This window comes from Ruegeria sp. HKCCSA071 (genome assembly GCF_017872555.1).
In the GTDB taxonomy this organism is placed as follows: domain Bacteria; phylum Pseudomonadota; class Alphaproteobacteria; order Rhodobacterales; family Rhodobacteraceae; genus Ruegeria.
This window is the reverse complement of sequence record NZ_JAEDOX010000001.1, coordinates 1,316,238-1,329,635: the sequence shown is the minus strand read 5'-3', so window position 1 is coordinate 1,329,635 and position 13,398 is coordinate 1,316,238. Positions and strand designations below refer to the sequence as shown.

Below are 13,398 nucleotides of genomic sequence, written 5' to 3'. Positions count from 1 at the left end.
CGGTCCTTTCAGCGCCTGCGGAACCAGACAAGAAACGGCAGAACCACGGCGTACATCGTAATGCCATAAACCGCCGAGGGCAGGGCCAGCGGGCTGAACCCGCTTTCGGTATTCGTGATCAGCGCCGCCAGTGTAATGCCCAGCGTGGAGTTTTGAATACCGGTTTCGATCGAGATCGTCTTGCACTCATTCCAGGACAGGTTTGATATCCGCGCAAGCCCCAGCCCGATGAACAGCAGGGCGATATTCAAAGAAATCAAGCCTGCGCCCATGATGCCAAGATTGTCGACGAACAATTGCCAGTTCCCGGCCAGTGCCGCGGCAACGATCAGCACGAACAAAACGGTCGCGAGCGTTGACAATCCCGGCTCTACGCGGTTTGCAAACCCCGTTGCAAAGTAGCGAATTCCGACCCCGATTGCCACAGGCAGCGTTGTTATCAGAAACAATGCAACAGCCAGCCCGGTGATCGAAACCTCGGGTGCTTCGTCGCCCATGAATTGCCTGATCGACCACGCGGCCAGTATTGGTACGGTCACCATCGACAAAAGGCTGATCACGGCGGTCAGGCTGACCGAAAGTGCGACATCGGCTTTGGCGAGCTTGGAGAGGATGTTGCTGGTTACGCCGCCCGGGCAAAAACTGAGCAGCATGAAACCAACCGCGATCTCGGGGGGCAATCCAAAGATTGTGACCGTCACAAAGGCTGCGACCGGCAAGAGAACAATCTGGCTTGCTGCCCCGATGGCAAAGGCGCGTCGCCGGCTCAGGATACGACGGAAGTCTGCCACTTCCAGCCCGATGCCCAGAGACAACATGATAATGGCAAGCGACACCGGCAAGCCGACATTCAAAAGCAAATCCAAGGACAACCCCTCCCAAAGTTGCGTCAGATCAGCCTATGCGAGGGGGCAAGGCGCAGGCAACCGCGCCGTTGGGTCACTCGTATCGCTGGACGAAACGGCGCAGGATTTCGCCGGGTTGCGTAACCTCTGCCGAATGGCAATGGTCGATCAGTTTCTGCGCGTCTTCGGGCGGGAAGTAGCCATGGTTCTTGTAGATGTTGATGCGTTGTTCAAAGTCTTTGGCATCGGCTTCCGGGTGGAACTGAGTGGCATAGACGTTCTGGCCCCAGCGGATCATCTGGAACGGGCAGGGGTCGGACGCAACAAGGTGAACGCAGCCCTCGGGCAGGGTTTGAACCGCTTCTTTGTGACCAACAAAAGCATCAAAGGTGGCGTCCAATTCTGCGGTAAGCGGGTCTTGTTGTCCTTCGGGAGTCAGGCGGCACCTGGATGGTCCCACAGGCTCGCCATACCGGGCTTTGCTGACGTTGCCATCCAAATGTACGGCCAGAATACCAAGGCCATAGCAGCACCCCATGAAGGGGTGATCCAGCGCGGTAATCTGCGGCATCAAACCCAGGATTGCGGCTTCGATCCGCGCATCCGTCGCGGATTTGGTTGCGGGGTCATCACTGACGCATCCCGGCCCACCGCCTACGATGACACCGGCATAGTCCGTGACATCCAGCCCTTCAGGCAGGTCGTCGCAATCCAGACGGATGCGGTGTGTGCGTTCGGGCGATAACCCGCTGCGGTTCAGGATCGAAGCATATTCTGCGTCGGAGGCATCCGTTTCCGGGCGCAGTTGCAGGATCAAAAAGCGTTTCATGAACAGCCTTTACCCGTCACAGCGGCCAAAAGACAAGGATGGCGGGGACGGAAACCGCGATGATCAGAGCCTCAAGCGGCAGGCCCATGCGCCAGTAGTCGCCAAAATGATAGCCGCCGGGGCCCAGAACCAGCGTGTTGTTCTTGTGACCGATAGGCGTCAGGAACGCAGCCGAGGCCGCAACGGCCACGGTCATCAGGAACGGGTCGGGCGACACCCCGAGCGTTTGGGCCATCTGGATGCCCACCGGGGCCGCGACGATGGCGGTGGCGGTGTTGTTCAGGACATCCGACAAGGTCATCGTCACGACCATCAGTACGGTCAGGATCGCCCATGCAGGCAGGCCGTTGGTCAGCTGGATCAGCGCATTGGCAATTAGCTCGGTGCCGCCGGATGTTTCCAAAGCGCTGCCCAGAGGGATCATCGAACCCAGCAGCACAACAACGGGCCATTCGATATGGTTATAGATCTCCGTGATTGGCATGACCTTGGTTAGCACATAGGCAATGACGACAAGACCCAATGCGACTGGAAGGTAAATCAATCCGACACTGGCCGCGAAAACGGCAGCGGCAAACAGACCGATGGCCAGCCAGGCTTTGTCGTTTGCCGTCACGTTCAATCCGCGTTCGGCCAGTGGCAGACACCCCAGCCAATCGGTCACATCAGGGCTGCGATCACGAGGGCAAAGCAGCAGCAGGATGTCTCCCGGTTGAACCTCGGTCTTGCGAACCTGTTCGGTGATCTGACGACCCTGACGCGAGATGCCCATCAGGACGGTACTTTGGCGCCAGGCCAGTCCAATACCCTGCGCAGTACGGCCGGTTATGCGCGCGCTTTCGGGAACGACCACTTCGATCACTTCAAGCCCGTCGCCTTCAGCCGTCAGCAGCTCCTGCCGTCGTGTGTCCGAGAAATCCAGTTTCAGCGCAGAACGGAATTCGTCCAGTGCCTCGGGGCGTGCTTCCAGCACCAGCGCGTCGCCATCGTTCAGTGTGGCATGGGTTGACCGGCCATATCGCCGTTTCCCATTCCGGATCAGGCCGATGATAGCCACGTCGGATTTTTCGGCCGTTTCATAAAGTTCGCTGACCCGTTTGCCGATATGGGCAGACCCCGGCGGAATCGTCAGTTCGGCAATGTATTCGGCCAGCACCTCGGATGTTTCTTGTTGCACGCCGCGATTGGGGATCAACCGCCATCCGATCAGCGCGACAAATGCCAGACCGGCAATCGCTGCTGTTCCACCAACAGGGGCGAAATCGAACATGTGAAACGGCTCGCCGAGCGTTTCCTGCCGGATCGAGGCGATGATGATATTCGGAGGGGTGCCGATCAGGGTGACCATGCCTCCCAGAATGGTAGCAAAGCTCAGCGGCATCAGGGACAGGCTCGGAGGGCGACCTGCTTTGCGCGCGGTCTGAATATCCACGGGCATCAGCAGGGCAAGCGCAGCGACATTGTTCATGAAAGCCGACAGAATGGCACTGATCCCGCCCATCAGGGCGATATGCGCGCCCAGTCCCCGTGACGCATCAACCAGAGTGCGGGTGATCAGAAAGACCGCTCCCGACCTGACCAAACCGGCAGAGACCACAAGCACCAGCGCGACGATAATGGTCGCCGGGTGGCCAAATCCCGCGAAGGCGTCACCGACAGGCACTACGCCCAGCACCACGCCGATCATAAGCGCGGCAAAGGCCACAAGGTCATATCGAAACCGACCCCATAGCAGCATTCCGAAGACGGTGATGAAAAGGGCAAAAAGTATGATCTGATCTGTCGTCATGCCGTCACCATACAAGGCGGTGAGGTCGTCGCAAGCCGCTCTCTTGATCCTGCCCCCCGCAAACGTCTATATGAGCGCCGAACACGCAAACATGATGACGAGGACGCACTATGGCAGGCCACTCCAAATGGGCCAACATCCAGCACCGCAAGGGGCGTCAGGACGCCGCGCGGTCCAAACTATTTTCCAAACTGTCGAAAGAGATCACCGTGGCCGCCAAGATGGGCGATCCCGATCCAGACAAGAACCCGCGCCTGCGTCTGGCGGTCAAAGAAGCCAAGTCGAACTCGGTCCCCAAGGATGTGATCGACCGTGCGATCAAGAAATCGCAAGCGGGTGAAGGCGAGGACTACGAAGAAATTCGCTACGAGGGCTACGGGCCCAATGGAGTAGCGGTAATTGTCGAAACCATGACCGACAACCGAAACCGGACCGCTTCGACCGTTCGTTCCACGTTCTCAAAAAACGGTGGCAATCTGGGCGAGACCGGCTCGGTTGGGTTCATGTTTGACCGCAAGGGTGAGGTCATTTACCCGGCAGATGCTGGCGATGCCGACACGATATTTGAGGCCGCGATTGAGGCCGGAGCCGAAGACGTCGAGAGTTCGGAAGACGGTCACATCATCTGGTGCGCGGATACTGATCTGAACGATGTCTCAAACGCTCTGGAAGGGGCGCTGGGCGAGTCTGAATCCACCAAGCTGGTCTGGAAACCGACCACAACGACGGAACTGGGCCTTGAGGACATGCAAAAGCTGATGAAACTGGTCGATGCACTGGAAGACGATGACGACGTTCAGCGTGTCACGACCAACTTCGAAGCCACCGACGAGGTCATGGCTCAGCTTTGAGCTGACCCATACCAACTCATTGAAACCCGGTCGCAACGGCCGGGTTTTTTGTTTTTTGACGGTTTTATTGAATTATTGGCTGAAACATTCGATGCGCTTAGGCTGAAAGTGCGGGAAATCCAGAAAACATGAAGACACAGTACGAATGACATTCAAACCTTCCGATCAGGCCAAGCGCAACGTGCCCGTTCTGGCTGGGCAGAGTATCCTGTCTCAGGTCGCGTGGACGCTCGGCAGCCCGTCGGTTGTTTTGCCGTTTCTAGCCGTTTCCTTCGAGTTGCCGATGTTTGTGGCGGGTGCACTGGTGTCGGTGCGGATGGTCGGTTGCTTGATTGCGGATTTCTTTCTGGCACAACCCGTTGCAGCAAGAAGCAAGAAGAAACGTGCGATTGCGTTGACCGAAGCGGTCATTGGCGCCTGTCTGCTTCTGGCAATAGCTGCGGCCGCAACCGGGGCTGTCCCATTGATCGCTGTGGTTTTCCTGTCTGTATTTCTTGTGATCGGGCTTGTCAGCGAAGTGCAGACCCTGATGCTTACGGATCTGTTAGGCGACCACGTTCAGGCACGTTCGCGCATGGTCATACAATATCTGCAGCTTGGTGCCGGGGGGCTATGTGCCATTGGCCTTGCGTTGCTGGTGCATCAGATCACCAAGGATAATCCACCCTTTTCGCGCCATTCAGTCATGATTGGCGTTTCGGTTTTATTCTTCCTGCTGTCGGGTCTGTTCATGCTGGCGATGACAGAAACCGTGCGTGAGGTCGCGCCGACGACACCGCAGCAGTCCGAAAGGGGTATTTCGATTAAGGCGAATATCAAGGGTATTCTGGGTATGTTCGAATACCAGTGGTTCCGGCGCTATATGATCATGCGTCTGCCCTCGGTTGCTGTGTCGCTGTCCGTTCCGTTCTTCGCGCTCATCGCAGCCGAAGCGCATCACAGCTCGACACAGGGATTGACCGCGATGATCGTCTCTTCCGCTTCGGGATATCTTGTATCGGGCCCTCTGTGGCAAACCATCAACATGAAGTCCCATCGTGCGGTCATGGTGGTCGGGACATTGATGGTCGCCGCAACAGGCAGTGTTCTTTTGGTGTTCCACTATTTGGGCATCGACCATCGGGTTCACTTGCATGCAATTGCGCTGTTCGTTGTCACCGTTGCGGTGACCGGGATCAGCAGTGCGCGCAAGCTCTATTTTCTGGATGTGGCACCCAAAGAACAGCGGGTGCGGGGATCGGCAGCGGTCAAGGCGTTTGCGCGTTTAACCGCAGTGTTGTTGTCCGCGGGCCTTGCCGCTGTCGCCCATATGCACGAGGTCGCAATGGCCGTGGCTTTCATCGTCGTCGCCAGTCTGGCGTCCTGTGTAAACTGCTACCGCATGATGCAACCGGAACAGAAATAGACAGTACAGCCCACGAATTGAGTTTTCGGCCACCGTTGCGACGGCCTCAGAAGAAGGATGAAATCTCTTCCAGGGGTTTCTTGAGTTTTGCCACAGCAGGCACAGTCGCGTCTTCTGACGGATGCCCCACCGCGATGATCATGGTTGGTTTTTCCGACGCGGGCCGGTCCAGCGCGTCGTTCAGAAACCGCATCGGGTTCGGGGTGTGGGTCAGGGTGCTGAGGCCCGCGTGATGCAGCGCGGCAATCAGAAAGCCGGTGGCAATGTTTACACTCTCCGGGACGTAGTAGTTCTTGTACCGCGTTCCATCCTCGAATTGCCCCCAGCGCTGGGCAAAAACCACGATCAGCCAAGGGGCGATTGTCAGATGTTCTTTGACCGCGTTGGTGCCGATGGGCTCCAGTGCCTTGATCCATTCATCCCCGGCGCCACCTGCGTAGAACCGGCGTTCTTCTTCTTCGGCTTCTTCCCGGATGCGGTGTTTCAGGGCAGGATCCGAGATAGCTGCAAAATGCCAGGGTTGGTGATTGGCGCCCGACGGGGCGGTGCCCGCGGTGCGCAGGCTGGATTCGATTACCTCACGGGCAACGGGGCGGGGGCTGAAATCCCGGACAGTGTGACGCTGACGCATCTTTTCGTAAAATGCCTGCGCCGCGCCCAGCATGTCTGCATCGCTGATGTCGCAACGGTCCGGCAGGGGAATCGGGTCATAGCCAAGAGCGTCACGTGAGAACATCGGTTCCTCCGAAAATGTCGTGTTTGTTTAGCTGCTTTGAGGCGAAAGCAAAATCCGTTCTGAGGCACGTTTGACAGCCTGGGTCAGAGGTTTGAGCGCGGGCGCAAGAACACGCCCAACCTGCCAGCTCAGCGCGACATCCAACGGCGCATCGGGCACGATGGGGCGCAACAGCCCATGTGTCAAAGCCTCCTGCACCAGAGCTGCGGGGTTCATGCCCCACCCAAGCCCAGCAATCGCCGCGTCCACAAATCCGTGTGAAGAAGGCAAGAAATGAGACGGGGGTGAAAGGCGTTTGCCAGTGTGCTGAACAATCCATGCCCTTTGTAGCCCGTCCTTTTGGTTGAAAACCAGGCAGGGTGCCTTGTCCAGCTCTGCCTCGGTCACTTTGTCCCGAAACCAGGTGTTGATGAATTCCGGGCTGGCTGTTGGCAGATAGCGCAACACGCCCAATGGGATCGCGTCGCACCCGGTCACTGTCTGGCCACCAACGGTGACGGCGGCGCTTACCTCGCCCCGTCGCAGCCAATCTGCGGAGTGATCCTGATCGTCGATCACCAGATCGAACAGCATGTCAGGCACCTGCGCCATCGCATCAACAAACCAGGTGGCCAGACTGTCTGCCGGTACAGCGATGCGGACGCGGGCGGACCTTGGTTCCTGCTCCAGCGTCAGTTCTCGAACCAACTGTGCCTCAAGCAGCCCGACATCTTCCGCGTAACGGGCAATGCGCAGCCCGGCGGGCGTTCCGGTGCAAGGGCTGCCCCGATGTATCAGGGTGGCTCCAATCCGATCTTCAAGCGCCCTGATCCGCTGGGATATCGCCGAGGGCGTCACCGCCAGCTCTGCCGCAGCCGCATCAAAGCTACCATGGCGCAGAATGGCAGACAAAGCGGACAGGTGAAGAGGATCCAGCAACATTAGCCAAACTTAACATGAGATAACATCTTTAATTTGATAGATCACAACGACGGCCTTAGTCAACGTCTTGCAATAGCAGGAGGTCCCATGCCCACGTCCATGATCGCCGGTTTCGCGCTGGGTTTCAGTCTGATCCTCGCCATCGGGGCACAGAACGCCTTTATTCTGAGACAGGGATTGCGGCGTGAACATGTGTTTCTTCTGTGCCTGACCTGCTCAATGTCTGACGCGGTTTTGATCGTTGCAGGCGTCACAGGATTCGGGACTCTGGCCCATTCAGTCCCCTGGTTTGAACCTGTAATGCGATATGGCGGGGCCGCTTTTCTGACGTGGTATGGGCTGCGCAGCTTCGGGTCTGCCCTGCGGGGTGGCGCGGTGATGGAAACGGGCAGCGGCCCGCGAACCAGCCTCAGAACCGCGATGCTTGCCGTTCTCGCCTTCACCTGGCTGAACCCGCATGTCTATCTGGATACAGTGGTTCTGATCGGCTCAATCTCGGCACAGTATGATGACCGGGTCGGATTTGCCATCGGGGCGGTCACGTCCAGCTTTGTCTTCTTCTTTTCACTTGGATACGGCGCGGGTGTTCTGTCACCGGTGTTTGCGCGCCCGCGCGCCTGGCAGGTGCTGGACGCAGTGATCGGGGTCGTAATGCTGGGTATCGCACTGAAACTTGTTATCATGTGAAGGGTTGTTCCCGGCAGGGTTTCGGTGTTCAACCTAAGCCATGACATCGCTTGCCGTTTCGTCGCGCCCGCTTGCCGGTATGTTCTGGATGTTTGCCGCCGGGCTGTCCTTTGTTGTGATGACCGCTTTGGTCAAATCTCTGGGCACGACGATGAATCCGATCCAGGCTGCATTCCTGCGTTATGCGCTGGGATTGGTGTTTCTGTTACCGGCCTTGCGGTCGATCATGGCGACCCGGCTGACACCCCGCCTGCTGACGTTGTTCGGTTTGCGTGGTGTCGTACACGCGATAGCTGTCATGCTTTGGTTTTTCGCCATGACACAAATCCCCTTGGCCGAAGTCACTGCCATGAACTACATGACGCCGGTTTATGTCACCTTGGGCGCAGCTCTGTTTCTGGGCGAGAAGCTGGCTTTTCGCAGGGTTGCCGCCATTCTGGTCGCCTTGGTGGGCGTGCTGGTTATCCTGCGCCCCGGGTTTCGCGAGGTCTCGCAAGGTCACCTTGCCATGCTCGGAACGGCCCTGATGCTAAGCGGGTCCTATTTGCTGGCCAAGCTTCTTGTCCGCGACGTTCCGCCTTCGGTTGTCGTGGCGCATCTGTCCATCTGGGTAACTATCGCCTTGATCCCATTTGCGGTTGCCGTCTGGACCCGGCCCAGTATGCAAGAACTCGGGGTTCTGTTTCTGGTCGCCAGCTTTGCGACCGCAGGTCATTACTTCATGACATTGGCGTTGCAGGCCGCGCCTGTGGCCGTCACACAACCCGTTACATTCCTGCAGTTGATCTGGGCCACGCTTGTGGGTGCAGCGATCTTCCACGAAAGTGTCGACCTATGGGTTGTGGCTGGCGGAACCCTGATACTGGGCGCTGTAAGCTTCATCTCATGGCGCGAGTTCATGTTGAACCGTCGGGACTTGACGCCTCCCAGTATTGCGCCGAAGCTGTGAAGTGACATCTCTGCGCTTACATTGATTGACGAGTCAATAAAAACATCCTAGCTTGGTCGCATGACACCTGTATGGGGAAAGCGATGCCAAAAGTTGGAATGGAGCCGATCCGCAAGGACGCGATTGTTCGAGCGACGATTGCTGAACTGGGTGTCAAGAAATCCCTGGATGTAACTGTCAGCCAGATTGCCAAACGCGCGGGCATGTCCAGCGCATTGGCCCACCATTATTTTGGCGGAAAGGATCAGATATTTCTTGCCGCAATGCGTCAGATCCTCGCCGACTTCAGCGACGAAGCCAGGGCCCAGTTGAAAGCGGCCAAACCGGGCAACCGGGCAGAGGCGATTATCCACGCCTGTTTTGCCCCTTCGTGTTTCACACCTGACGTGACTGCCGCTTGGATGACGTTTTATGTGTTGGCGCAGACCAACAGTGACGCGCTGCGATTGTGGCAGATCTATCAGGCGCGCATCAGATCGAATCTGGTTCATGCCCTGCGTCCAAGGATGCAGGATCCGGTTGAGGCTGCCGAGAACATGATTGCCCTGATTGACGGGCTCTATATTCGCGCAGCGCTCAGCGCCCCGGAAGAACCGCAATTGGCCGTGAACCACGCTATGCGTGTGCTCGATACTCTGCTCGAGGCTGAAAAATGACAAAACCGAACATTCTGATCCTGATGGTGGATCAGCTGAACGGAACCCTCTTTCCCGACGGTCCCGCTGACTGGCTTCATGCTCCGAACCTGAAGAAACTGGCCGAAAGGTCGACCCGTTTTGCCAACGCTTATACAGCGTCGCCGCTTTGTGCGCCGGGGCGGGCCAGCTTTATGTCCGGTCAATTGCCCTCGCGCACTGGTGTCTACGATAACGCGGCAGAGTTCCGCAGCGATATCCCAACTTACGCACACCATTTGCGCAGGGCCGGATATTACACCTGTCTGTCAGGTAAAATGCACTTTGTCGGCCCGGACCAGATGCACGGGTTTGAGGATCGCCTGACAACTGATATCTACCCGGCCGATTTTGGCTGGACACCAGACTACCGAAAGCCGGGTGAGCGGATCGACTGGTGGTATCACAACATGGGGTCGGTGACCGGCGCGGGTGTTGCCGAGATTTCCAACCAGATGGAGTATGATGATGAGGTCGCCTATAACGCCAAGGCCAAACTCTATGACCTTGCGCGCGGCAAGGATGACCGCCCATGGTGCGTGACGGTCAGCTTCACCCATCCGCATGATCCCTATGTCGCCCGTCGCAAATACTGGGACCTTTACGAGGATTGCGCGCATCTGCTGCCCGAAATCGCTGATATCGGCTATGACAACCAGGATCCTCACGCCAAGCGGATCTTTGATGCCAACGACTGGCGTAGCTTCGACATCACCGAGGAAGACATTCGCAAGTCCCGCCGTGCTTATTTCGCCAACATCACATATCTCGATGACAAGATCGGTGAAATCCTCGAAGTGCTCGAAACGACACGGCAAGAGGCGATCATCCTGTTCGTCTCGGATCACGGTGACATGCTGGGCGAACGTGGCCTTTGGTTCAAAATGAACTTCTACGAAGGCTCGGCGCGCGTTCCTTTGATGATTTCATCCCCGGACTTGCCTGCCGGGCGGATCGATACACCGGTTTCCACCATCGATGTGACACCCACACTTGGGGCTCTGGCAGGCGTTGACATGGCCGAGATCGCCCCATGGACGGACGGCGAAAACCTGGTGCCATTGGCGCAAGGTGGCGCGCGAACCGCGCCTGTGGCCATGGAATATGCGGCCGAGGCATCTTACGCGCCGCTGGTGTCGCTGCGCTATGGCAAGTGGAAATACAATCGATGTGCGCTGGACCCGGATCAACTGTTTGATCTCGAGGTAGACCCGCATGAACTGACCAATCTGGCAGACAGCTCCGAACATGCGGGCACACTGCAAACACTGCGCGCAAAGTCCGAGGCCCGATGGGATTTGGAGCGCTTCGACGCGGATGTCCGCGCCAGTCAGGCGCGGCGTTGGGTTGTGTACGAAGCGCTGCGGCAGGGCGGATACTACCCGTGGGATTATCAGCCGCTGCAAAAAGCGTCGGAACGCTACATGCGCAATCACATGGATCTGAACATCGTCGAGGAAAACGCCCGGTTCCCACGCGGCAAGTAACCTCTTCATCTTTTTGAAAATACTCCCGCCGGAGGCGTCATACCCGGCGGGTGAGGAGTTGTGAATATGGAAGCAGATTTTGTCATCGTTGGCGCAGGGTCCGCAGGCTGCGCAATGGCATATCGTCTGAGCGAGGCCGGGGCCTCGGTTCTTGTGATCGAGCACGGTGGCACCGACATGGGGCCGTTTATCCAGATGCCTGCCGCGCTCAGCTATCCGATGAACATGTCGCGCTATGACTGGGGATATCAATCCGAGCCTGAACCGCATCTGAACAACCGCCGTCTGGCCTGCCCGCGCGGCAAGGTGATCGGCGGGTCATCGTCGATCAACGGCATGGTCTATGTGCGCGGTCACGCACGCGATTTCGACACATGGGCCGAGATGGGGGCTGACGGCTGGTCTTATGCGGATGTTCTGCCCTATTACAAACGTATGGAGACCTGGCATGACGGTGGTCATGGCGGCGATCCGGCATGGCGCGGCACTGACGGCCCGTTGCATGTGTCACGCGGCCCACGCGCAAATCCACTGTTTCAGGCCTTTGTCGATGCAGGCCAGCAGGCGGGATACGAGGTCACCGGCGACTATAACGGCGAAAAGCAGGAAGGCTTTGGCCCGATGGAACAGACCGTCTGGAAAGGGCGGCGCTGGTCAGCGGCGAATGCCTATCTGAAGCCAGCGCTCAAACGCGACAATTGCGATATCGTGCGGGGTCTTGCGTCTCGGGTTGTTATGGAAAACGGTCGCGCCACTGGTGTGGAACTGATCCGTGGCGATAAGAAAGAAATCATCAAGGCCCGGCGCGAGGTCGTTCTGGCCGCGTCCTCGATCAACTCGCCCAAGCTGCTTATGCTGTCCGGAATCGGACCGGGCGCGCATCTGGCCGAGCATGGGATCGACGTCGTTGCGGATCGTCCGGGGGTGGGTGCGAACCTTCAGGACCATCTGGAGCTGTATATTCAACAAGCTTCGCTACAGCCGATCACGCTCTACAAGCACTGGAACCTGTTCAGCAAAGGCCTGATCGGGGCGCAATGGTTGTTTACCAAGACAGGTTTGGGCGCATCGAACCAGTTTGAAAGCGCGGCGTTCATCAGGTCGAAACCGGGCGTGGAGTATCCCGACATTCAGTACCACTTTCTGCCGATCGCAGTTCGCTACGACGGGCAGGCGGCGGCAGAGGGGCACGGGTTCCAGGCGCATGTCGGCCCGATGCGGTCCCCGTCGCGCGGGGCGGTCACATTGCGCTCTGCCCAAGCCGCAGACGCGCCGGTGATCAAGTTCAACTACATGAGTCACGAAGAAGATTGGGAAGATTTCCGCACTTGTATCCGGCTGACCCGTGAAATCTTTGGGCAAAACGCTTTCAAACCCTATGCGGGCAAGGAAATTCAGCCGGGTGCCGCTGTGCAAACGGATGAAGAGCTGAACGCCTTTATCGCGGAACATGCCGAAAGCGCCTATCACCCCTGCGGCACCTGCCGGATGGGGCGTGCGGATGACAAAGGTGCGGTGGTCGATCCCGAGGGTCGCGTCATCGGCGTGGATGGGCTGCGCGTCGCAGACAGTTCGATTTTCCCGCAGATCACCAACGGCAATCTCAACGCCCCCTCGATCATGGTTGGCGAGAAAGTATCGGATTCTTTGCTGGGCAAAGACCCGTTGCCCAAGGCCAATGACCGCCCGTGGATTCACCCCGGCTGGGCAACCGCTCAGCGTTAATCCTTCTGAACTGCCCCCGGTTGAATGCGTAAATTTTCGGCGGTTGCCGGGGGTATGCTGGCAAAAAGTTCAGTGTTCCTGTCCAGATAAGCCTGAGCCACGTTTCAGAACAACTTGCCCCCTGCACGGCAGGATGGCGCGTGGCGTTGTTTTGAAATTCGCGGGATTATTACGGCTAGTTGATCCGGGTCAAAGCGAAAGCCCGATCACGCTTCTATCACTGATTTGCAACGACATATGAAGGAGCGAACAGAGATGTCTCACACCCCGCATGAACTGGCCGAAGAGTTTCCGGACAAAGTTGAACTGATGAGCCAGCTCAAGCAGTCGGATGCGCATTTTGCCCGGCTGGCCGATGAGTATCATGAGGTCAACCGCGAAGTACACCGCGCCGAAACCAATGTCGAACCCATGGAGGAGCTGGCCGAGGTTGATCTGCGCAAAAAACGCGCCGCGCTAAAGGATGAGATCTGGGCGATCCTGTCCAAGGCTTAAACCAC

The 13,398-nt window shown here is 57.8% G+C and carries 13 protein-coding genes; 8 read left to right on the top strand and 5 right to left on the bottom strand.

The window, feature by feature from the left end:
- Positions 1 to 8: 8 nt before the first annotated feature.
- The 3 genes from I9188_RS06585 to I9188_RS06575 form a co-directional block, all read right to left on the bottom strand.
- Positions 9 to 866, bottom strand: coding sequence for a bile acid:sodium symporter family protein (locus I9188_RS06585; RefSeq protein ID WP_209504603.1), 858 nt, complete (start codon positions 864 to 866; stop codon positions 9 to 11).
- 73 nt (positions 867 to 939) lie between these two features.
- Positions 940 to 1,674 (bottom strand): glutamine amidotransferase, encoded by a 735-nt coding sequence (locus I9188_RS06580; RefSeq protein ID WP_209504602.1) that lies wholly within the window; start codon positions 1,672 to 1,674, stop codon positions 940 to 942.
- Between the two features lie 16 nt (positions 1,675 to 1,690).
- Positions 1,691 to 3,463 carry an SLC13 family permease gene (locus tag I9188_RS06575; RefSeq protein ID WP_209504601.1) on the bottom strand — a complete coding sequence of 591 codons (1,773 nt, stop codon included), beginning with the start codon at positions 3,461 to 3,463 and terminating at the stop codon, positions 1,691 to 1,693.
- A 110-nt stretch (positions 3,464 to 3,573) separates the two neighbouring features.
- Here I9188_RS06575 and I9188_RS06570 point away from each other — a divergent pair, with 110 nt between their 5' ends.
- Complete coding sequence (locus I9188_RS06570; RefSeq protein WP_209504600.1) at positions 3,574 to 4,314, top strand: YebC/PmpR family DNA-binding transcriptional regulator; 741 nt, start codon at positions 3,574 to 3,576, stop codon at positions 4,312 to 4,314.
- Positions 4,315 to 4,459: 145 nt separating this feature from the next.
- Positions 4,460 to 5,719 (top strand): permease, encoded by a 1,260-nt coding sequence (locus I9188_RS06565; protein ID WP_209504599.1) that lies wholly within the window; start codon positions 4,460 to 4,462, stop codon positions 5,717 to 5,719.
- Positions 5,720 to 5,765: 46 nt separating this feature from the next.
- On the opposite strand, the gene I9188_RS06560 is transcribed toward I9188_RS06565, so the two are convergent.
- Entirely contained in the window at positions 5,766 to 6,455 is a 690-nt protein-coding gene (locus tag I9188_RS06560) for a nitroreductase family protein (RefSeq protein ID WP_209504598.1), read from the bottom strand.
- A 27-nt stretch (positions 6,456 to 6,482) separates the two neighbouring features.
- Positions 6,483 to 7,376 carry a LysR family transcriptional regulator ArgP gene (locus I9188_RS06555; protein WP_209504597.1) on the bottom strand — a complete coding sequence of 298 codons (894 nt, stop codon included), beginning with the start codon at positions 7,374 to 7,376 and terminating at the stop codon, positions 6,483 to 6,485.
- 87 nt (positions 7,377 to 7,463) lie between these two features.
- On the opposite strand from I9188_RS06555, the gene I9188_RS06550 reads away from it, so the two are divergent.
- The 6 genes from I9188_RS06550 (at position 7,464) to I9188_RS06525 (ending at position 13,393) form a co-directional block, all read left to right on the top strand.
- Positions 7,464 to 8,063 (top strand): LysE/ArgO family amino acid transporter, encoded by a 600-nt coding sequence (locus I9188_RS06550; protein ID WP_209504596.1) that lies wholly within the window; start codon positions 7,464 to 7,466, stop codon positions 8,061 to 8,063.
- Between the two features lie 40 nt (positions 8,064 to 8,103).
- Positions 8,104 to 9,012 (top strand): DMT family transporter, encoded by a 909-nt coding sequence (locus I9188_RS06545; RefSeq protein ID WP_209504595.1) that lies wholly within the window; start codon positions 8,104 to 8,106, stop codon positions 9,010 to 9,012.
- A gap of 83 nt (positions 9,013 to 9,095) precedes the next feature.
- Positions 9,096 to 9,668, top strand: coding sequence for a transcriptional regulator BetI (gene betI / locus I9188_RS06540; protein ID WP_209504594.1), 573 nt, complete (start codon positions 9,096 to 9,098; stop codon positions 9,666 to 9,668).
- Positions 9,665 to 11,173, top strand: coding sequence for a choline-sulfatase (betC, locus tag I9188_RS06535; protein WP_209504593.1), 1,509 nt, complete (start codon positions 9,665 to 9,667; stop codon positions 11,171 to 11,173). The genes betI and betC overlap by 4 nt, the downstream gene beginning before the upstream one ends.
- 66 nt (positions 11,174 to 11,239) lie before the next feature.
- On the top strand, positions 11,240 to 12,898 hold the full coding sequence (gene betA, locus I9188_RS06530) for a choline dehydrogenase (protein ID WP_209504592.1): 1,659 nt from the start codon (positions 11,240 to 11,242) through the stop codon (positions 12,896 to 12,898).
- A gap of 255 nt (positions 12,899 to 13,153) precedes the next feature.
- On the top strand, positions 13,154 to 13,393 hold the full coding sequence (locus I9188_RS06525; protein ID WP_209504591.1) for a YdcH family protein: 240 nt from the start codon (positions 13,154 to 13,156) through the stop codon (positions 13,391 to 13,393).
- The last annotated feature ends 5 nt before the right edge of the window (positions 13,394 to 13,398 follow it).

What these genes read in the sequence shown, in the direction of transcription:
- I9188_RS06525 (WP_209504591.1), top strand. Translation starts at nt 13,154, where the DNA reads ATGTCTCACACCCCGCATGAACTGGCCGAAGAGTTTCCGGACAAAGTT.
- I9188_RS06545 (WP_209504595.1), top strand. Translation starts at nt 8,104, where the DNA reads ATGACATCGCTTGCCGTTTCGTCGCGCCCGCTTGCCGGTATGTTCTGG.
- I9188_RS06580 (WP_209504602.1), bottom strand. Translation starts at nt 1,674, where the DNA reads ATGAAACGCTTTTTGATCCTGCAACTGCGCCCGGAAACGGATGCCTCC.
- I9188_RS06560 (WP_209504598.1), bottom strand. Translation starts at nt 6,455, where the DNA reads ATGTTCTCACGTGACGCTCTTGGCTATGACCCGATTCCCCTGCCGGAC.
- betC (WP_209504593.1), top strand. Translation starts at nt 9,665, where the DNA reads ATGACAAAACCGAACATTCTGATCCTGATGGTGGATCAGCTGAACGGA.
- I9188_RS06550 (WP_209504596.1), top strand. Translation starts at nt 7,464, where the DNA reads ATGCCCACGTCCATGATCGCCGGTTTCGCGCTGGGTTTCAGTCTGATC.
- I9188_RS06565 (WP_209504599.1), top strand. Translation starts at nt 4,460, where the DNA reads ATGACATTCAAACCTTCCGATCAGGCCAAGCGCAACGTGCCCGTTCTG.
- betI (WP_209504594.1), top strand. Translation starts at nt 9,096, where the DNA reads ATGCCAAAAGTTGGAATGGAGCCGATCCGCAAGGACGCGATTGTTCGA.
- betA (WP_209504592.1), top strand. Translation starts at nt 11,240, where the DNA reads ATGGAAGCAGATTTTGTCATCGTTGGCGCAGGGTCCGCAGGCTGCGCA.
- I9188_RS06570 (WP_209504600.1), top strand. Translation starts at nt 3,574, where the DNA reads ATGGCAGGCCACTCCAAATGGGCCAACATCCAGCACCGCAAGGGGCGT.
- I9188_RS06555 (WP_209504597.1), bottom strand. Translation starts at nt 7,376, where the DNA reads ATGTTGCTGGATCCTCTTCACCTGTCCGCTTTGTCTGCCATTCTGCGC.
- I9188_RS06575 (WP_209504601.1), bottom strand. Translation starts at nt 3,463, where the DNA reads ATGACGACAGATCAGATCATACTTTTTGCCCTTTTCATCACCGTCTTC.